15 protein-coding genes are annotated in these 19,506 nt (G+C 40.8%); 8 read left to right on the top strand and 7 right to left on the bottom strand.

Going from position 1 to position 19,506, the window contains the following annotated elements; genetic code table 11:
• Positions 1-927: 927 nt before the first annotated feature.
• From AC21OG_RS07845 to AC21OG_RS07855, 3 genes are all read left to right on the top strand, one after another.
• Positions 928-2,889 carry a lytic transglycosylase domain-containing protein gene (locus AC21OG_RS07845; protein WP_487378198.1) on the top strand — a complete coding sequence of 654 codons (1,962 nt, stop codon included), beginning with the start codon at positions 928-930 and terminating at the stop codon, positions 2,887-2,889.
• A 421-nt stretch (positions 2,890-3,310) separates the two neighbouring features.
• Positions 3,311-4,294 (top strand): malate dehydrogenase, encoded by a 984-nt coding sequence (locus tag AC21OG_RS07850; protein ID WP_487378186.1) that lies wholly within the window; start codon positions 3,311-3,313, stop codon positions 4,292-4,294.
• 359 nt (positions 4,295-4,653) lie between these two features.
• A complete protein-coding gene (locus tag AC21OG_RS07855; protein ID WP_486546906.1) occupies positions 4,654-4,893 on the top strand; it encodes a DUF2789 domain-containing protein in 240 nt (79 codons plus the stop codon).
• A 120-nt stretch (positions 4,894-5,013) separates the two neighbouring features.
• On the opposite strand, the gene AC21OG_RS07860 is transcribed toward AC21OG_RS07855, so the two are convergent.
• The 4 genes from AC21OG_RS07860 to hflX form a co-directional block, all read right to left on the bottom strand.
• Entirely contained in the window at positions 5,014-5,847 is an 834-nt protein-coding gene (locus tag AC21OG_RS07860) for a lytic transglycosylase domain-containing protein (protein ID WP_487378187.1), read from the bottom strand.
• Between the two features lie 194 nt (positions 5,848-6,041).
• The gene (locus AC21OG_RS07865) at positions 6,042-6,746 is read right to left on the bottom strand and encodes an LrgB family protein (RefSeq protein WP_487378188.1); all 705 of its coding nucleotides are present in this window, start codon (positions 6,744-6,746) and stop codon (positions 6,042-6,044) included.
• Between the two features lie 61 nt (positions 6,747-6,807).
• On the bottom strand, positions 6,808-7,383 hold the full coding sequence (locus AC21OG_RS07870) for a CidA/LrgA family protein (protein ID WP_487378189.1): 576 nt from the start codon (positions 7,381-7,383) through the stop codon (positions 6,808-6,810).
• A gap of 490 nt (positions 7,384-7,873) precedes the next feature.
• Entirely contained in the window at positions 7,874-9,301 is a 1,428-nt protein-coding gene (gene hflX, locus AC21OG_RS07875) for a ribosome rescue GTPase HflX (protein ID WP_487378190.1), read from the bottom strand.
• A gap of 638 nt (positions 9,302-9,939) precedes the next feature.
• On the opposite strand from hflX, the gene AC21OG_RS07880 reads away from it, so the two are divergent.
• Complete coding sequence (locus tag AC21OG_RS07880) at positions 9,940-10,746, top strand: lysophospholipid acyltransferase family protein (protein ID WP_487378191.1); 807 nt, start codon at positions 9,940-9,942, stop codon at positions 10,744-10,746.
• A 128-nt stretch (positions 10,747-10,874) separates the two neighbouring features.
• Here the strand turns inward: AC21OG_RS07880 and AC21OG_RS07885 are convergent, their stop codons facing one another.
• Both AC21OG_RS07885 and AC21OG_RS07890 read right to left on the bottom strand, forming a co-directional pair.
• Positions 10,875-11,915 carry an aldo/keto reductase gene (locus tag AC21OG_RS07885; protein ID WP_487378192.1) on the bottom strand — a complete coding sequence of 347 codons (1,041 nt, stop codon included), beginning with the start codon at positions 11,913-11,915 and terminating at the stop codon, positions 10,875-10,877.
• A 294-nt stretch (positions 11,916-12,209) separates the two neighbouring features.
• Positions 12,210-12,737: an FKBP-type peptidyl-prolyl cis-trans isomerase gene (locus tag AC21OG_RS07890; RefSeq protein WP_487378193.1), complete on the bottom strand. Its 528-nt coding sequence runs from the start codon at positions 12,735-12,737 to the stop codon at positions 12,210-12,212.
• A 490-nt stretch (positions 12,738-13,227) separates the two neighbouring features.
• Between AC21OG_RS07890 and rpsL the strand changes: the two genes are divergently transcribed.
• The 4 genes from rpsL to tuf all read left to right on the top strand — a co-directional run bounded on the left by rpsL (position 13,228) and on the right by tuf (position 18,447).
• Positions 13,228-13,602, top strand: a complete 375-nt coding sequence (gene rpsL / locus AC21OG_RS07895; protein WP_486546898.1) for a 30S ribosomal protein S12 — start codon at positions 13,228-13,230, stop codon at positions 13,600-13,602.
• A gap of 154 nt (positions 13,603-13,756) precedes the next feature.
• Positions 13,757-14,230: a 30S ribosomal protein S7 gene (gene rpsG / locus AC21OG_RS07900; RefSeq protein ID WP_486546957.1), complete on the top strand. Its 474-nt coding sequence runs from the start codon at positions 13,757-13,759 to the stop codon at positions 14,228-14,230.
• Positions 14,231-14,795: 565 nt separating this feature from the next.
• Positions 14,796-16,925: an elongation factor G gene (fusA, locus tag AC21OG_RS07905; RefSeq protein ID WP_486546897.1), complete on the top strand. Its 2,130-nt coding sequence runs from the start codon at positions 14,796-14,798 to the stop codon at positions 16,923-16,925.
• 331 nt (positions 16,926-17,256) lie between these two features.
• Positions 17,257-18,447 carry an elongation factor Tu gene (gene tuf / locus AC21OG_RS07910; RefSeq protein WP_486546896.1) on the top strand — a complete coding sequence of 397 codons (1,191 nt, stop codon included), beginning with the start codon at positions 17,257-17,259 and terminating at the stop codon, positions 18,445-18,447.
• Positions 18,448-18,648: 201 nt separating this feature from the next.
• On the opposite strand, the gene AC21OG_RS07915 is transcribed toward tuf, so the two are convergent.
• Positions 18,649-19,482, bottom strand: a complete 834-nt coding sequence (locus AC21OG_RS07915) for a TrmH family RNA methyltransferase (protein WP_487377719.1) — start codon at positions 19,480-19,482, stop codon at positions 18,649-18,651.
• Positions 19,483-19,506 lie beyond the last annotated feature (24 nt).

A 19,506-nucleotide genomic window follows, 5' to 3' on the forward strand; every position in this document is an offset into this window, starting at 1 on the left:
AAGAGTTGTCTTTTATGTGCTGATCTAAGACGCTGATGTGTTTAAGTTTAACGATTAAGTGAAAGTTAAACATTTTAAGGTCAGGCTATTTAAGGTCAATAGTGGGTCGATATTATACCATAAGCTTATTGTTATTGAGTATTAATCCAGTGACTAAGTTTAGAGGTGTAATGAGAGGTATCTGACCTAAGTATTTTGAATCGAAAGTTTCTTATTTCAGTAGAAAAACGCTCAAACGCGCCATGACACTACTTAGCAATTACACTATTTTGCTATGACACTATTTTGCTATGACACTATTTTGCTATGACACTATTTTGCTATGACACTATTTTGCTATGACACTACGTCGCTATGACCTACTAGGAAGGAAACAATAAAATTTCAAAAAAAGCTTCAAACAATATCCGCTGATGCACTCCTATTCATAAGATGGAGACCTACTAAATAAACTATCATCCAACACTTATCAGACACCATATAGGTCATCCAAATTTAAGGAGATGTAAATGGGGCTGCAACATCAGCTTACATAAAGCATTTTGGTGTCTGACAGTTTGTTGCCTATAATCAATACACTATAGTCAAAGAACTTTAAAGTAGTCACAAGGCAACCGAGTGCAAGTAGCAAGTAATACGGGAGTAGGCTTAACACGGTTAACACCGTGACTCTTTATAAGTTCGACTTATAAGTTCGCCGACTTTATATTAAACTCTTTTACGTTATCTTTTTAGAGACTACTTTTTAAAACATTCAATTTACTCAATGTTTGCCTGACCAATAAGATTATAATTATGCTGAACAAACCCTTTATCTCAAGACAAAACAACAAAAAACAGACGACTACTGAAGCTGGGTTATTAAGGACTCATGCCCGTGTCAGCACCAAAGCTTCGTTTGCAATCTCCTTATTGAGTTTACTTGGCATGAATCAAATAGCCTGTGCTCAACTAGATGTCCAAGATAATACGTATAACGCAGCCAGTGATAGTAGTGTTTACTACTTTAATGAAGCGTTAAGTGCCGCAAATCGTAATGATTCGGGTGCTTTATACCAGTATGAGCAGATGATGAGTGGTGGATTATTTGCCATGTATCCAGAATATTGGCGTTTAAATAATGACCTTTCAACCCTCAATCCTTCTGTCGTCACTAATTTTGCGAATAAGTATCAGGGTAGTGTTATGGCAGAAAAGTTAACTGCTGACTACGCGGAAACAAAGGCGCAAGCGGGTGATTATAATGCGGTGCGTCAAGTAGCTAGCTATATCATCAACCCGGATAACAGTGAAAAGTGCGCGATCGCTTTAGGTTTTAATCATACAGGCGATCCGATGCGAGCATTGTCCTTAAAACCTGATGTCTGGTTAACGACGAAAAAGCAACCTGCGCTCTGCAATCAGTTGGCATCAGAAATGAACAACAACTCGATGATCAGTAATACAGATCGTAAAGAGCGCTTGATGCGTATGCTACGAGAAGGTAATACGGGAGATATTATGGCTCTATCTCAGTCATTGGGTATCCCTATCGCCTATAGTGAGCTTAGCGAAATTCAACTGAATCCAACCGGATTTATCACTCGTTTTGGTAACCAACCCTATAGTGTCAAAAATCAATATCTTTATTTATATGCTATCGGTCGTATTGCCAATAAATCCTATCGAGAAGCGGCTATGCAGCTTGATTATGATATCAATCAAGACAATCGCCGACCGCAAAAGCTGATCAGTGAGGAAACGCGTCGCCAAGCTTACAGAACGCTTGGGGTCAAACGCATGTATTATAATACGGATGATGGCTTTAATGATGAGGCGGTGACTTGGTTTAGAAATAGTTTGGGTGAGACCTTTAGTGATGATGAGGCCGAAGAATATGCCAAGGCTGCCATTCGCTTTAGTCAATGGAAAGACTTAATAACGGCGATAGGTAGTATGGATAGTGCTACTCAGCAGCAAGATATGTGGCAATATTGGCTTGCGCGCGCGTATGAGCAAGCTAGTGATGGGGCTCAAAAAGGTCTGGCACGTCAAATTTATCAGCGCTTGTCTAGCCATAATGATTATTACGGGTTTTTAGCCAAAGACAAAATAGGACAGCGCTTCACTGCGGGTAGCACTTCGCTGCCCAATGTGTCTAGTACCGACATCAATCGAATGCTAAATAATCCTCATTTTGCAAGAGCGTTGGCTTTGTATAATGCTGATGTTAATCGCTCTTACGCCAATCGAGAATGGAACTGGGCGGTTAAGAAGGCACGGGATAGTAATGATACCCAGATGATATTAGCGGCTGCTAAGCATGCGCATGATATCGGCTGGCTGGATCGCTCTATTTATGCCATCGATAATACAGACGGGTTAAATCAATATAGTTTATCGCATCCTATGCCTTATCAAAGCTCGGTGGTCAGTTACAGTCGACAAGCGGGTATTGATCCTGCATGGGCGTATGGCATTATGCGTCAAGAAAGTCGTTTTGTCAGCTCAGCGCGTTCAGGTGTCGGTGCAAGTGGTCTTATGCAAATTATGCCCGATACTGCTAGATATATCGCACGTAACTTAGGAGAGTCTTATAGTGCTAGCCGTGCCAATAGTGGCGATACCAATATTCGTTACGGTACCTGGTATATGAGCGATATTATGGGGAAATTGCATAATCACCCTGTATTAGCAACCGCGGGTTACAACGCTGGACCAAGCAAAGCACAGCGTTGGCAACCGGTTTACGGATCTCTAGAGGCAGATCAATATGTTGAGACGATAGCGTATTCTGAAACCCGCAATTATGTGAAACGAGTGATGGAAAATGCTACCATTTATAGCAGTATGTTGGGGGAGAATACCTCAATATCGCAGCGTATGCGTCCTATCCCTGCTGGCTATTAAGTCAAAATTCTCGTAAAACTATTTATTCCCAAGAATGGGATCTAAGTTCTCTATAACTTTATTAGTTTTAGGGAACTTTGAATAATCAAGATAACAGTGTACTCTTATAACACACAATAAACTTGTGGCTTGACATAATTAGGTTTGAGCAAAATTTTGAAAGGTGCTACACTTTTACCGCAATCCAAATTATAGGTATTGTCAGGAATAATGATATCAATTATGGCTTAAATCAAAGTCTATGTCCGGAATTACAGCCATTGTAGATGCCATAATTACTCTAATCATCTGGTGTTAAAACAGGTTCTTAGATAATGATTATAAGTAATCGCACCGTTTAGCACTTAAGGTGTCTATTTATGACCTATTATTTAGTGTCATACCCCTTATCATAATTTTAATAAATCACTAGGAGAATTAAATGAAACAACCTGTTCGCGTTGCCGTTACTGGTGCTGCTGGTAATATTAGCTATGCTATGCTATTTCGTATTGCTTCCGGCGAAATGTTAGGTAAAGATCAGCCTGTTATTTTACAGCTTTTAGAAATCACCCCCGCTCTTGATGCCCTAAAAGGGGTTGTTATGGAGCTTGAAGACTGTGCATTCCCATTACTCGCTGGTGTGGTACAGACTGATGACGCTAATATTGCCTTTAAAGATGCAGACTATGCTCTATTAGTTGGTGCTCGTCCTCGTGGCCCTGGTATGGAGCGTAAAGATTTACTTGAAGCTAATGCAACTATTTTCTCAGCGCAAGGTAAGGCCCTTAATGACGTAGCTAGCCGTGATGTTAAAGTATTGGTAGTCGGTAACCCTGCAAATACCAACGCGCTAATTGCTCAACGTAACGCTCCTGATTTAGACCCACGTAATTTCACAGCTATGACCCGTCTTGATCACAACCGTGGCCTAGCGCAGCTTGCTGAAGAAACTAACAGCACTGTGAATGATATTAAGAAAATGATCATCTGGGGTAACCACTCATCAACTCAGTATCCAGATCTAACTGAATGTACTGTTAATGGTAAACCAGCCCTAGACCAAGTGGATCGCAATTGGTATGAAAATACCTATATCCCAAGCGTGCAAAAACGTGGTGCAGCAATTATTGAAGCGCGCGGTGCATCATCAGCAGCCTCAGCAGCTAACGCAGCTATCGCTCACATGCGTACTTGGGCATTAGGCTCAGATGAGAATGACTGGGTATCTATGGGCGTGTATTCACAAGGTGAATATGGTATTGCTAAAGGGTTGATCTACTCATTCCCATGTACTTGCAGCAATGGCGACTGGAAAATTGTTGAAGGTTTAGATACCTCTTCAGACTTCTCTCAAGAGAAAATGAAAGCGACAGAGCAAGAGCTTACTGAAGAGCGTGATGCTGTAGAACATTTATTACCATAATCTAAAGGCTTAATTTTTTGAGTTTAATTTTTTTAGCTTAATGAATTAATCCTAAGAGTGTACTGAATTATTTTCATTAAAAAACCTGCTTACGAGCAGGTTTTTTTTATGCTAGATTTGATATTACTGTGTATTTTTAGGTCATATCTTTATTTAAGACGATTAAAATCTCTTTAAGCTGAAAAGACACTTTATGGCGGGACGATTTGTTAACATAATCGCAAAGCTTCTACGTAACTATCGTATGGCTTTATAGGTATAATTTGCAGATAAAGTCCTTAAATTAAACATTATACTTATTATAAATTTAAAGATAATAAGGTAACTGTTTAGAACGTTAATAACCTTTGGAGATAATTATGTTAGGTGAACCAGAATACACCATGAATGAGCTATTTGCTCAATTGGGTTTAGACAGCTCAGATGAAGCCATTGATCAATTTATTAATGATAATAAACTTGGTAAAGACCAAGAACTTATTGAAGCCGATATCTGGACAGATTCTCAGCGTGCCTTTTTACAAGAAGAATGGAAGCGTGATGCTGCTTGGGTTGAAGTCATTGATGAATTAAACGTACGTTTGCATCCTACTGCATAACCCGTATTAATTAGTGCGTATTAAGTAGCATACATTAAAATTAAAGTTAAAAAAAAGCCCTCTATCAGTGTAGAGGGCTTTTTTTTATCGAACTTCATTTAATCTTAAAACTTTTAAAGTTTAACGAAGGGCGCTAAAGGCAGATTGGGAATAGCCGTTGCTTGAAGTGGCAAAGCTAACTTGTTGAATAGTATCATCATAATTTGAGTCTGTGACGTTTCTAGCACTAAACAAGGCACTGTCATTTTTATACAAAGTATTATAACGGTTTAAGACCTTTTTGACATAATTACGCGTTTCTGTAAAGGGAGGAATACCGCCATATTTATCAACATTGCCTTCTCCAGCATTATATCCTGCTAACACGTGTTCGATATTGCCGTTAAAACGTTTGGATAACCAAGCCACATATTTTGCAGCGCCTTCGATATTTTCAGCAGGATTCCAAGCATTACGGACTGAAAAGCGACGTGCCGTGGCAGGCATTAATTGCATTAATCCTTGTGCACCGACAGGCGATCGTGCATTAGGGTTAAACGCTGACTCAGTATGCATCATGGCCTTTAGTAAGGCAGGATCAACGCCATGGCGTGTTGCGGAGTCAATAATGTAATGGTCATACATATTATTGCCAGCGACTGTGGTAGTCGGTACATCAAATGGTACGTCAAAATCACTATAATTAGGGGAGCTTAAAGCGGGTAGTACAGTTCTTTGGGCATCCTGTTCGGCACCCGAATTAGGATAATAGGATACTTTTACTTTTTTGCTATATTTTCCAAAATTACCTGAAGGATTTACATTGGTAAGAAGCACTTGTCCAGTGTCATCTTTATAGATATACATGTTTCCAGCTTGAGCAGCTTGTGAGGCAAGGATGCTTGAAGATAGACATAAAGTTGCAACAACCATATTGGCTGAACGAGTAAATGTTTTATACAACAGGTCAGTCATAGTTATTTTCGCTATATAAGAGCTGTAATTTATTGTTAGATTATTGGAACAACAATATTGAGAAAATGTAATATAACATTTATATGTTTGCTAATCTAATCCTGTATCGCTAAATTATCTCATGAACATCATTACAGAAAGATTAAGAAACAAAACACTGAGGTTACGTTAAGAAATAGTTTTAGAAAGTTAGATTAAGACACTGCTATTAGAAATATGGGAACCCATACTGCCGTTAACAAACCATTAACCGCCAGTCCAAACGCTGCATATCGACCAGCCGTATGACTAATTTGCCATGCCTCAATCGTACCAAAGGCGTGAGCCGCTAATCCTAACGCCAAGCCTTTTGCCTTATCATCGTCAATATTTTTAAACAGCACTCTTGCCATTGCCCCACCTAGTAACCCCGAAACGATAATAATCAGGTTGGCTAACGCTAACGGTGCTTTGATAATCTCAGCCACACTTAATCCGATTGGAGTAGTCACAGATCGGGTTGCAAATGCTAAAATCGTATCGTGACTGAGTGCTAATGCATAAGCCAACCCCATAGGAAGTAGGGCGCCTACCACACTAGCGATGATCACAATACCCATCAGTTTTTTCAGAGGCAGACCTTTGAAGTTCATGGTCGCTAAGGGAATGGCCAGTAGGACAGTGACATACCCTAGAAGGTGGTCAAATATGGGCTTAGACACTGCATAATAGTCAGTGTAATCCCACTTTAAAACAAATAAAAACAGCAGCACCAAAATAAGAGCAGTGATGACCATAGGTAACATTGTCAGTCGTTTAGATAGAATACGGGCTAAGATATGAGCCACTAAGGTCAGCATAAATGCTGCTGCAACGACTGTAAACGTGGTGCCTGTTGGCATTTGTTCAAATAGGGTCATAACGTCATGCCTTCATTAGGGTCTGTATAGATTAACTATTTAGCTAATATGGTTAAACAAGCTACTTAGTTTTGGGTGACTCACTATCATGAGAGTTACCCAACCAAGTATTCGATAATCTAGCTAAGCCCCATAAGGGTAGTAGAGTGCTTACCACCATAATACCTATGATGCCCCATAGCTCATCTCCTAGTCCAAAGATTAACAACCCCGCACCTGCTGAAACAGGTAAAAAGGCGAAACCACTATCCACGAGCAGTGTATTGCTGGCATGAGTCAACCATTCAGGAATACCGAATGTAAATCGATATACTATGAGTAATAAAAAAAAGGCAATCATACCGACCACATTGCCAGCACTCCCAAAGCCTAGAGCCTGACAAACGATCACCGCAGTCTCTCTTATGACTACCACAATTGCTAGGGTCAATATAATCGCAAATAGGAGTGGCATATTTTTTCTAGGCTCTTTTTTATGAGATGAGTTTTTGACATGGTTACTATTAAAGTTGTTATCAGAGCTGTTATCCGAATTATTGATGTCACGCGTATCAGACATCTTTTGGCTTTCAAGCGAGATATCGTCTATATGATGGACCTCTGTATTTGAGATTGGTGAGTGGGAGCGTGGAGGCATATATTATCCTTAATCAAGTTGTCCTTAATCAAGTCATCCTTAATCAAGCGTCTAAAAAATCAAGCGGCTAAAACTTAATATGCTTATTTAAGTCGTTATTCAAGTAAAATAAGACACTCATTTTGCTGGATATAAGCATTTTGAAGACTTCATATTGTCATCGTAATGTCATCATGTTTTATCTTAGTTGACGCGTTTTTTTAGGTAATGAGCTAAATTATTGAGGTAATAATTAGTGCCTTAAGCTTCAGAGCTAATGATTATAATAGTAGGTTGAACATGTCCTGACAATAGTGACAACTAGAAAAACCCCATAAGTTAATTACTACTTATGGGGTTAGGTCTAATTTATCTATTTAGTAGTGACTTAAATTAGTAGTGTTTTAAGATAGACTATAGTGTGGAACTATAACACTGAGCAATAATCCTTTTAAAAGGTTCGTTGGCTATAGAGACTATGGAGCTATCTATAATGTTCTATAGATTGGTCTCAGTCAATTGAAGTGTTATCAATAGGCTTGTCAACGGACCCATCAGACCCATCTAGTATATCCTGCTCAGCCCTCTGATCTTGTTCTTCCTTTAGCTCTTTTTCAAAAGGTTCAAGCTTAGGAATGAGTTCATTAGCTTGATCTTCAGGTAACACCTCAAGAGGGTCTATATTCGCTTGTCCTAATAACTGTAGAAGCTTATCAGACGGCAGACGCAAGGTCAGTACTTCGTGACCAGACTCATCGTAGCTTTCTTGCTCAACGACGTCTATGCGATAGAGCTCATTTTTTAGGTTGCCCGCATCAAAGGGAAGGGTTAACTCAAAGGTATTGAGTTTACCGGTCAGTAACTGCTGAACCGCTGTGTGTAACATACTCATACCCAAATCTGCTCTTGCTGATACGTATACACGACTTGGCACACCGGGCTTACTATAGTTGATACGAGCAGGCTCATTAGTAAGGTCTATTTTGTTATAGACATTGAGGACAGGCACATCATTATTAATCTCAGCTAAGACAGACTTAACAGCGCTGATTTGTTCGTGCATATCTGGGCTTGCCGAGTCAATGACGTGTAGCAGTAAGTCGGCCTCTAATGTCTCCTCTAAGGTTGCATGAAATGACTCTACCAATTCGTGCGGCAAATGACGCACAAACCCTACAGTATCGACTAGGACGACTCGACCAACCCCCTGCCAATCTAACCGTCTTAACGTGGGGTCAAGTGTGGCAAATAATTGATCAGCAGCATAGATGTTTTCATCTACCAAACGGTTGAACAATGTTGATTTGCCAGCATTAGTATATCCGACTAAAGATATAGTCAGTACATCCGACTTCTGACGTTTGGCACGACCTTGGGCTCGAGTTTGTTTGACTTTATCTAAACGACTTTTTAACTGATTGACGCGAATCTGTAGTAGACGTCTATCAGTCTCAAGCTGCGTTTCACCAGGACCACGTAATCCAATCCCACCTTTTTGGCGTTCCAAATGGGTCCAACCCCGTACCAAGCGGGTTGCTAAATGGTTTAATTGAGCGAGCTCAACTTGCAGCTTACCCTCATAGGTACGTGCTCGCTGCGCGAAAATATCAAGAATGAGCCCTGTCCGGTCTAATACACGGCACTGTAATAACGTTTCTAAATTACGCTCTTGTGAGGGCGATAAACTGTGGTTGAAAATCACTATATCAGCGCACAGCTCTTGTACTTTTTCTGCAATCTCTTGAGCTTTACCACTACCAATAAAATACTTGGCATCAGGTTTAAGTCTTGAGCCAGATATTACGGCAAGTTGTTGAGCACCTGCTGAGTCCACCAATAATTTAAACTCTTCTAAATCATCGGGGTCTAAAATTTGCTTAATATCCAAATGTACTAAGATGGCACGTTCGCCACCTTTATGTCTCTCAAAATACTCCAAAAATATTCACCTATCTAAAAATTAAAATGTTTCATCGCTTATTGGCAATGTGTGTTGATGCTTGTTAATGCCTTTCAAAGTGACAAATTGAGTCATTCTGAGGATTACAAAGATCCTATAAGCCATGCTATGCGTTATTTATGATGCTAACAATAGTAAATTAAAAGGGATGAACTGTAAATGAATACAAATATAGGACAATTAGGGCGTGTGGAACATTCGACCATGGCACTGGCGGAGACTATTTTTTAGTCAATTTGCAGAGAAATTTTTGACGCTTAGTCATTCTAAGTTAGAACCCTAAATTTTTAAAAGCCGCCATATATTGGCAAAAATGAGTCCCGCCCCTTCGGGCTGATACTAAAATCGCCCCAGACATTGTTACAAACCTAGCCAAGGTCTAGACATTAGCGTCAGTTTGCGCCTAGTCTGGAACGATTTTAGCTATCAGCAGTGCTAACTTGCGAATGTTCCACACGCCCTAACCTCATTGAAAATATTTTACGAATAAATCAGTGAACACATGCATACTGGAATCATTATCTTTGCTATACTCTTGCTTACTTAAAGAGATAAATTAAATATCCTAAGATTAGGTCGTTTAATGAATGTAAGTATCATTAAAAAGGGTGACGATAATGAGTGTTAAAGATAAGATAGAAAGCACGTTAGTTAACACCACGAAAAGAAGTATAAAACAAAGTAAAACTTTTATTGGCTTAGCCGATGCCATGCTAGGAGGATATCGAGCAGCGACTAAGATAGGCGCTTGGCGTGAACCCCCTCGAGAAATATTGCCTAAATATATTCAACAGTTTTGTCGTAAAACAGCCAATGCCTTTGGGGTGAAAATCATCGAGGTTGAGCCAGTGCCAAAGACACATGCTTTATGGGCCTCTAATCATATTTCATGGATGGATATCCCCGTCATTGGCAGTGTCAGCCCCGCTTTTTTTCTATCGAAAGCAGAAGTTGAAAAGATGCCCTTGATGGGCCCGTTAGCAATAGCAGCGGGGACGTTATTTATAAAAAGGGGTTCAGGGGATGCCGGCTCAGTTGCCTCGCAAATGTCTACTTTTTTAAAACAAGGTCATTCTGTATTATTCTTCCCTGAAGCAACAACCACAAATGGCAAAAGGATCAAGAAAATACATGGAAAACTACTTAAGGCAGCGATAGAGGCAAACAAACCTATCCAGCCTGTGGTAGTGTGTTATGTTAATAGCCAAGGTGAACTTGATGATACCGTGCCTTATTATGGCGATAGAACATTAAAAAAGAGTTTATTAAATGTGATAGAAGCCGAGCCTGTTACTGCCTATGTACTGCCACTTGACCCACTATACCCTGAGGATAAGAGTCTTGAGGAACTGACAGCGGCTTTACAAGAGACAATGCAGTTAGGCTTAGAGGAGTTACACAGTCGGGTGTTAAAGACTGATTAATATTATTGTCAGCTATTCATAAAAAATCCCTACTAACCCTAGCAGGGATTTTTTGCTATTTATAGAAGAGCTGCCTATTACAGAGCTGTCCGATAAACACTGGACGCCTTGAAAATCTGACAAGACCCTTAGGGTGAAGGGTTGGGCTGCTGGGTATGTACCGTCTCGATGGCTTGGAGTACCTCGTCGCTCAGCTCAAGATTAATACTGTCAATGTTTGATTTTAGTTGTTCCACTGAGGTGGCGCCAATGATATTGCTGGTGACAAAGTGGCGGCTATTAACAAATGCTAACGCCATTTGCGCCATATCGAGACCTGCCTCTTTAGCAATGCGAGCATACTGCTGCGTCGCCCAAACTGCCTCATCATTGGTATAGCGTTGAAAGCGGTCATACATGGTTAATCGGGCGCCTTCAGGTTTTTTGCCATCCAAATATTTACCAGAGAGCACTCCAAAGGCAAGCGGGGAGTAAGCCAGTAAGCCGACGTTTTCACGATGCGAAATCTCGGCCAGTCCAACTTCATAGAGACGGTTGAGTAAGCTGTACGGGTTTTGAACCGTGATAGGTCCTTCAAGTCCGGCTTTTTCTGCTTCCCATAAGTAGCGCATCACGCCCCATGCTGTATCGTTTGATAACCCAAAGGCTCTAATACGTCCTTTTTTGATCTCAGCGTTTAATGCTTCGATAGTCTCTAAAAAGGGGGTCAGATCACTCAAGTCTTGCTGGGCCATCTCTTCTGTATAACCGCGGGTACTAAAGAAGTTACTTTGACGCTCTGGCCAATGTAGTTGATAAATATCAATATAGTCTGTTTGCAAGCGCTGTAAGTTGTGGTCAATAGCCTCACTGATGTGCTTGGCATTAAAACGGGTTTTACCGTCACGTAAGAAACTCATTGGGGATATTTTACTTGCTAAAACCACCTCTTCGCGTTTTTTATTTTTAGCAAACCAAGTCCCGATAAAGCGTTCGGTGTCGCCTTGCTTATCCTCATTGGGCGGGGAGGGATACATCTCGGCAGTGTCCCAAAAGTTGACACCTTGAGTCAATGCAAAGTCCATTTGCTCATGCGCCTGCGCTTCGTTATTTTGCTGACCCCATGTCATGGTGCCAAGGCATATCTTGGAGACTTTATCACCAAGCTTAGGGAGAGTGGTATATTTCATAATCTGTCCTTTATTTTTTATTGGTTTATGGCTCTTGCTAATTTAGCACTTTATCCAGATTGCCTTACTTGCATCGATAGGTCAATGTTAAGAGCGGTTTAGCCTCGATTGTAGCGGATATACTGCTTGATTGAGCAGATTGTGGCGGCTTAGTCTTAAGTGGCTCGCGAAGCAGGAGACACTTAAGACGTTAGCCGTCCGCTATGCGCAGTCAAGGAGATAGTAGCGAAAGCGAGATTGGCTCCTGAAACCTTCGTGAATCGTACTCAATAAATCATACCCACGAAATAGCGACTACATTAATTGGACGCTTGTTTGGCCTGGCGGAGTCACTTTGAAAATCTGAACTTTGAATAAAATAGGCTGACCGGCTAACGGATGATTGAAGTCTACTTCCACGTCATCTTCGGTGACTTTACTGACGACACCGGGAAGGGTGTTTTTGCCTTTATCTTCAAATTCTAACATCATGCCCACTTCAGGAGTTGTCTCAGTAGTAGCGAACTGTGCAAGACTAAAGGTCTGTACATTGTCGTCATTCCATTCACCAAAGGCTTGTTCTGGCTCTAAGTGAGCGGTACGGGTATCGCCGGCGCGAAGGTTGTTGAGTACGCTCTCAAAGCCAGGCAAAAGGCTACCGTCACCCACGGTTAAGCTGACAGGTTGACTGCGATCAAAGGTCGAGTCAATGATGGTGCCATTTTCTAACGACACTTCAAAGTGAAGCTTGACCTGACTGCCTTCGGTGATACGGGTGTCTTGATTTGGATTGATAAAGTCTGCTGTCTTAGTCGTATTTTTATCTGAGTTTTGGGAAGTCATACGGGCATACCTGATGGTTATAATTGTTGGTTATAGTTGAATGAATAAGTAGTTTTATCTTTGAGGAGTTTATCATAAAGTGTCGTAAATTGAGTACGATGCGCGCTTTAAGATAAGCTATTGAAATAACAGGTTATCGCCCCTATATAGTCAATTCACTTAATAGAAAGCTATATTCTAAAAAGCTATCTTTAAGAAAGCTATTTTAAAGAATGATAGTGACATAAAACATAGTCGTCTCTTAAAGACATAGTATGAGTCCTCGGTTGAGTGCTTTGATGTTTGCCGGGCACTGTTTGAACTTGGGCTTGAGTTTTTTGTATTAAGTCTATATAATATAGTGTCCGAAAAATGGGTAAGCTGGTGCTGCAATTTAAAGCTTATTACGATGCTAAGATTCGTCTTACATTATGTTATGGTCGCTTTAGAATGCAACTGACAGTTTAATGACCCATTTTTTTGTATTTAATAAACGGGAGAAGGATGCCTTATGGCAACAACTAACCAATTGATTCGTAAGGGTCGTAAAGTATTAAAGGAAAAGTCTGGTGTTCCTGCTTTACAAGCGTGCCCACAGCGCCGCGGTGTATGTACTCGTGTATATACTACCACACCTAAAAAACCAAACTCAGCCATGCGTAAAGTATGTCGTGTTCGCTTAACCTCAGGCTATGAAGTCTCTAGCTACATCGGTGGTGAAGGGCATAACTTGCAAGAGCATAGTGTTGTATTAATCCGTGGTGGTCGTGTTAAAGACCTACCAGGTGTACGTTATCACACTGTTCGCGGCGCACTTGACTGTGCAGGAGTTAAAGACCGTAAGCAAGGTCGTTCTAAATATGGTGCTAAGAAACCTAAGGTTTAATTAGCATATTACTCAATAATATGCATGGGATAGGTGTTTTGCAATTTAGCAGACATACCACCATGCAGTAAGGCTGGCTGGTAACCATTTATTTATCATATACATTTGTATAAGGTTATGAATGCCAGACAACCCTGAAGATAAGGAAAATGTTATGCCAAGACGTCGCGTCGTCGCTACCCGTGAGATCCTACCGGATCCAAAGTTTGGTAGCCAAACTATTGCTAAATTCATTAACCATGTCATGAGTCATGGTAAAAAGTCTACTGCTGAACGTATCGTTTACGGTGCACTTGAGCAAGTAACTGAAAAACGCAACATCGAAGATCCAGTTGCCTTCTTTGAAGAAGTTCTTGAAAACGTACGCCCAATGGTTGAAGTAAAAGCTCGCCGTGTTGGTGGTGCTACGTATCAAGTACCTATGGAAGTACGCCCCTCCCGTCGTACTGCTCTAGCAATGCGCTGGATCGCAGAAGCCGCTGCAAAACGTTCTGAAAAATCTATGGCACTTCGCCTTGCTGGTGAATTAGCTGATGCCTCAGAAGGTAAAGGCGCTGCTATGAAAAAACGTGATGAAGTTCACCGTATGGCAGATGCTAACAAAGCATTCTCTCACTACCGCTTCTAACTTTAGCAAAAATTGATTCTTTTCTCTCAACGCTGTTGGCTGACACCTGTGTTACTAACCATTGAATAATGAGTCAAACTTTTTGATCAGGCTATTAATAACTTAAGTTATTAATAGCCTCTTAGAATAAATAGTTATAAGCTATCGTACCCTAACTTAATTTATCAAAGCATAACTCATCTGATTAAGTAAAATAAGTTGAGTATATTAAGAAATGAGTAAATTAAGGATCTCGGTACAGAAATAATAAACGTTAAGTATGAATAAGTACTTGCAGATCTAAGCAACTTCATCTTTAAGTGTTAGTATCTTAAGTGTTAAAATTTATCAATGGTAAAGTTGTCCTTAAACTGCTAGGTTAGTTACTTGAATATAGGTACTTAAATATAATTACTTAAATATAGATACTTAAATATAAGTACTAGAATATTACGTACTCGACTAAATGATGGCTAATATGATAATCATCATAAAAATGTCACCTTTTAAAGGTATGCTAACCTTTTGCTTATTTTTAACTTGTAAAACGAAATAAATTATAAAGACATTCCATTAGGAAAAAATTATGGCACGTGCAACCCCCCTAAACCGATATCGTAATATTGGTATTTCAGCACACATTGATGCTGGTAAAACAACCACGACTGAACGTATCTTATTCTATACTGGTGTTAGCCACAAGTTAGGTGAGGTTCATGATGGTGGTGCTACCATGGACTGGATGGAACAAGAGCAGGAACGTGGTATTACCATTACGTCTGCTGCGACCACTTGTTTCTGGTCAGGTATGGGCAAACAATTCCCAGAGCATCGTATCAACATCATTGACACTCCAGGCCACGTTGACTTCACGATTGAAGTTGAACGTTCTATGCGTGTACTTGATGGTGCATGTATGGTTTATTGTGCGGTTGGTGGTGTACAGCCTCAGTCAGAGACTGTATGGCGTCAAGCTAACAAGTATAAAGTACCTCGCTTAGCGTTTGTTAATAAAATGGACCGTGTTGGTGCTGATTTTTATCGTGTTAAAGATCAGATTAAAACACGCCTAGGTGGTAACCCTGTTGCCATGGTCATCCCAATTGGTAAAGAAGATGACTTTGAAGGTGTTGTTGACCTTGTCACTATGAAAGCTATCTACTGGGATACTGAATCTCTAGGTATGCAATATGAAGAGCGTGAGATTCCAGCTGAGCTTCAAGACAAAGCAGAAGAGTATCGTAGTGAGCTTGTTGAAGTTGCTGCTGAAGCAAACGAAGAGCTAATGAATGCTTATTTAGAAGGTGATGAGCTGACTGAAGAGCAAATTCATGAGGCTATTCGTCAGCGTACGATTAATAACGAAATCATCCCAATGTACTGTGGTACTGCCTTTAAAAACAAAGGCGTACAAAAGATGTTGGATGCTGTTATTCAGTATATGCCAGCACCTCAAGATGTTCCTGCTATTAAAGGTATTCTTGATGACAAAGCGGAAACGGAAGGCACTCGTGAAGCCTCTGATGAAGCCCCATTCGCGGCACTTGCTTTCAAAATCATGAACGATAAATTCGTCGGTAACTTAACCTTCGTACGTGTTTATTCTGGTGTCATTAAGCAAGGTGAAAGTGTCTACAACCCTGTTAAGATGAAACGTGAGCGTATTGGCCGTATCGTACAGATGCATGCCAACTCTCAAGAAGAGCTTGAAGAGATTCGTGCTGGTGATATCGCGGCTCTAGTGGGTATGAAAGACGTTGGTACTGGTGACACCCTTTGTGATGAAAAAGAAATCATCACCCTTGAGCGTATGGAATTCCCAGATCCAGTTATTAGTCTTGCTGTTGAGCCTAAAACAAAAGCTGACCAAGAAAAAATGTCAGTGGCACTTGGCCGCTTAGCTAAAGAAGATCCTTCATTCCGTGTACATACTGATGAAGAGTCTGGCCAGACTATTATTAGTGGTATGGGTGAGCTACACTTAGAAATTCTCGTTGACCGTATGAAGCGTGAATTTAAAGTTGAGGCAAACATTGGTGCGCCACAGGTTGCTTATCGTGAAACTATTCGCAATTCAGTTGAACAAGAAGGTAAATTTGTTCGCCAGACTGGTGGTCGTGGTAAGTTCGGTCATGTTTGGTTAAGACTTGAGCCTTTAGATCTTGATGAAGGTCCTGAGTACCAATTCGAAGAGCAAGTTGTCGGTGGTGTTGTTCCTAAAGAGTTCCATGGTGCCGTTGATAAAGGTATCCAAGAGCGTATGAAGAACGGTATTCTTGCTGGTTACCCAATCGTTGGTGTTAAAGCGACTTTATATGATGGTTCTTACCATGATGTTGACTCGGATGAGTTATCGTTTAAAATGGCAGGTTCTATCGCATTCAAGAAAGGCTTTATGAATGCCAATCCTGTTCTTCTTGAGCCGTTAATGAAAGTGGAAGTTGAAACGCCTGAAGAGTACATGGGTGATATCATGGGTGACTTAAACCGTCGTCGTGGTATGGTTCAAGGTATGGATGACTTACCAGGTGGTAATAAACAAATTCGTGCTGAAGTTCCGTTAGCGGAAATGTTCGGTTATGCTACGAACCTTCGTTCACAGTCTCAAGGCCGTGCAACATACTCAATGGAATTCCAAAAGTATGCTGAAACGCCTAAGTCTGTTGCTGAAGAGATTATGAAGAAATTCTCTGGTAAAGACGAAGACGAAGAATAGTAATAACGTATTATTGCAATTACGGTAAATGAAGATGAGTGCCTTTTAGCTTATGACCTTTTAATTTATGAATAGTTACTAGGCACTCATTGAAGACAATAGAATGACAAGACCTACTTAATATTCCATATAGGAATTAAATGTAATTAGTTGATGAATTTATGACCAATTACGTATCCAGGGCTTGTCATTGACTCATGTTTTCTTATATCATTTGCTACTAACTTGATAATCACCTTCAAGATTAATATTTGGCAGATTAACACTTAGTTTATAGTCGTTAATTTTTATCTGTCTAAACTGAATTTAGAAATAATAAGAGGATACACTCATGGCAAAGGCCAAGTTTGAAAGAAACAAGCCACACGTCAACGTCGGAACAATCGGTCACGTTGACCACGGTAAAACCACCCTAACTGCCGCTATCGCAACCGTAGCAGCAAAAACGTCAGGCGGCGAAGCCAAAGACTACGCGTCTATTGACTCAGCACCAGAAGAAAAAGCACGTGGTATCACCATCAACACCTCACACATTGAATATGACACAGAAGCTCGTCACTATGCACACGTAGACTGCCCAGGTCACGCTGACTATGTTAAAAACATGATCACCGGTGCTGCACAGATGGACGGCGCTATCCTAGTTGTATCAGCAACTGACGGCCCAATGCCACAAACACGTGAGCACATCTTGTTATCACGTCAGGTAGGCGTACCATACATCATCGTATTCATGAACAAATGTGACATGGTAGATGACGAAGAGCTACTAGAACTAGTCGAAATGGAAGTACGTGAATTACTATCAGACTACGACTTCCCAGGTGATGACACCCCAATCATCAAAGGTTCTGCTTTAGAAGCCCTAAACGGTAACGACGGCAAATATGGTGAGCCTGCAGTAATTGAACTCCTTGAAACCCTAGACACCTACATCCCAGAGCCTGAGCGTGACGTTGACAAGCCATTCCTAATGCCTATCGAAGACGTATTCTCAATCTCAGGTCGTGGTACCGTAGTAACTGGCCGTGTAGAATCAGGTATCATCAAAGTAGGTGACGAGATTGAAATCGTTGGTATCCGTGACACTCAAAAAACCACCTGTACCGGTATTGAGATGTTCCGTAAATTACTAGACGAAGGTCGTGCTGGTGAGAACTGTGGTGTACTATTACGTGGTACAAAACGTGAAGACGTACAACGTGGTCAAGTACTTGCTGCACCTGGTTCAATCACACCGCATACCAAGTTTGACGCCGAAGTATACGTACTATCAAAAGAAGAAGGTGGTCGTCACACGCCATTCCTAAACGGCTATCGTCCACAGTTCTACTTCCGTACCACTGACGTCACAGGTGCAATCACCTTACAAGACGGTACAGAAATGGTTATGCCAGGTGATAACGTTGAGATGAGCGTAGAGCTAATCCACCCAATCGCTATGGACAAAGGCTTACGTTTTGCGATTCGTGAAGGTGGCCGTACGGTAGGCGCTGGTGTTGTTGCTACTGTAAAAGACTAGTTGTTGTTATAAAACGAGTTATTTGTTAATAACTCGCTAAGCAATACCTCGCTAATCAATACTAAGAAAGCCCCTCTCAATTGAGAGGGGCTTTCTTTTGTAAAGTATTTTATGAATACAAATATTTAACGCTATAATTGATTTAGATCTGCTATCTTAAATTTTTATAATGCCAATAAATCCCATGAGTTATGGTTCAATCTAAGAATAATCCCTTTGCCTGATCATCTCATACATACAGAGCGCACCTGCAATCGCGACATTCAAGCTTTCCTGCCCATTTGGCTGTGGTAAAGCAACAGGGGTGGCTTGTTTCATGATTGACTGACACACACCTTGGCCTTCATGCCCCATAACCCACGCTACTGGTCGATTTAGATTTTGCTGATAAATTATATTATCCGTATGGGAGCTGGTCGCAAAAACCGGCAAGCGTAAATAGTTTAATATTTCATCTTCCTCAAGGCCTTCATAAATAGTCAATCCAAACTGGGCGCCCATACCAGCACGCATTGTCTTAGGAGACCATGCTTGCGCGCTGCCTTTCGTGCAAATAATATTTTTGATACCGACGGCAGCGGCGGTTCTGAGCAGAGTGCCCACATTACCATTGTCTTGGACATCGTTCAAAATTAAACAATCAGTGGTGATAGGGGATTTTAAGCCATGCAGGTCATGCTGCGGTACGTTAACAATCGCCATGATATCCACACCGTTACCTAATGATGTAATCCCTTGATACACAGAGTCACTCACAACCGTCAGCTTATTCTCAAGCTTATAGGTGATAAGTTGCGTTAAAAGAGACTGTACTTCCGGATGAGATAATCCACTATAGGATATTAAGATCTGCTCTGGTAGATGCTCGTTTTGCAGAGCAGCTTCAATGAGGTGCAAGCCCTCTAACACAGTTTGACCTGTTTTTTTTCGTTGACGAGATTGGGTTAACAAAGCTTTAGCAAGCTTTGCGGTTGGATTTTTATCTGAGGTGATGACGGGATAATTTGAAAACTTATTGGTAATAGTGTCGTTCATTATGAGCTCTTTAAAGGGTTATAA

This window comes from Psychrobacter sp. CX5 (assembly GCF_057621535.2).

What these genes read in the sequence shown, in the direction of transcription:
- AC21OG_RS07860 (WP_487378187.1), bottom strand. Translation starts at nt 5,847, where the DNA reads ATGACTGACCTGTTGTATAAAACATTTACTCGTTCAGCCAATATGGTT.
- AC21OG_RS07845 (WP_487378198.1), top strand. Translation starts at nt 928, where the DNA reads ATGAATCAAATAGCCTGTGCTCAACTAGATGTCCAAGATAATACGTAT.
- AC21OG_RS07870 (WP_487378189.1), bottom strand. Translation starts at nt 7,383, where the DNA reads ATGCCTCCACGCTCCCACTCACCAATCTCAAATACAGAGGTCCATCAT.
- rpsG (WP_486546957.1), top strand. Translation starts at nt 13,757, where the DNA reads ATGCCAAGACGTCGCGTCGTCGCTACCCGTGAGATCCTACCGGATCCA.
- AC21OG_RS07890 (WP_487378193.1), bottom strand. Translation starts at nt 12,737, where the DNA reads ATGACTTCCCAAAACTCAGATAAAAATACGACTAAGACAGCAGACTTT.
- AC21OG_RS07855 (WP_486546906.1), top strand. Translation starts at nt 4,654, where the DNA reads ATGTTAGGTGAACCAGAATACACCATGAATGAGCTATTTGCTCAATTG.
- AC21OG_RS07880 (WP_487378191.1), top strand. Translation starts at nt 9,940, where the DNA reads ATGAGTGTTAAAGATAAGATAGAAAGCACGTTAGTTAACACCACGAAA.
- AC21OG_RS07850 (WP_487378186.1), top strand. Translation starts at nt 3,311, where the DNA reads ATGAAACAACCTGTTCGCGTTGCCGTTACTGGTGCTGCTGGTAATATT.
- fusA (WP_486546897.1), top strand. Translation starts at nt 14,796, where the DNA reads ATGGCACGTGCAACCCCCCTAAACCGATATCGTAATATTGGTATTTCA.
- AC21OG_RS07865 (WP_487378188.1), bottom strand. Translation starts at nt 6,746, where the DNA reads ATGACCCTATTTGAACAAATGCCAACAGGCACCACGTTTACAGTCGTT.
- rpsL (WP_486546898.1), top strand. Translation starts at nt 13,228, where the DNA reads ATGGCAACAACTAACCAATTGATTCGTAAGGGTCGTAAAGTATTAAAG.
- AC21OG_RS07885 (WP_487378192.1), bottom strand. Translation starts at nt 11,915, where the DNA reads ATGAAATATACCACTCTCCCTAAGCTTGGTGATAAAGTCTCCAAGATA.
- AC21OG_RS07915 (WP_487377719.1), bottom strand. Translation starts at nt 19,482, where the DNA reads ATGAACGACACTATTACCAATAAGTTTTCAAATTATCCCGTCATCACC.
- tuf (WP_486546896.1), top strand. Translation starts at nt 17,257, where the DNA reads ATGGCAAAGGCCAAGTTTGAAAGAAACAAGCCACACGTCAACGTCGGA.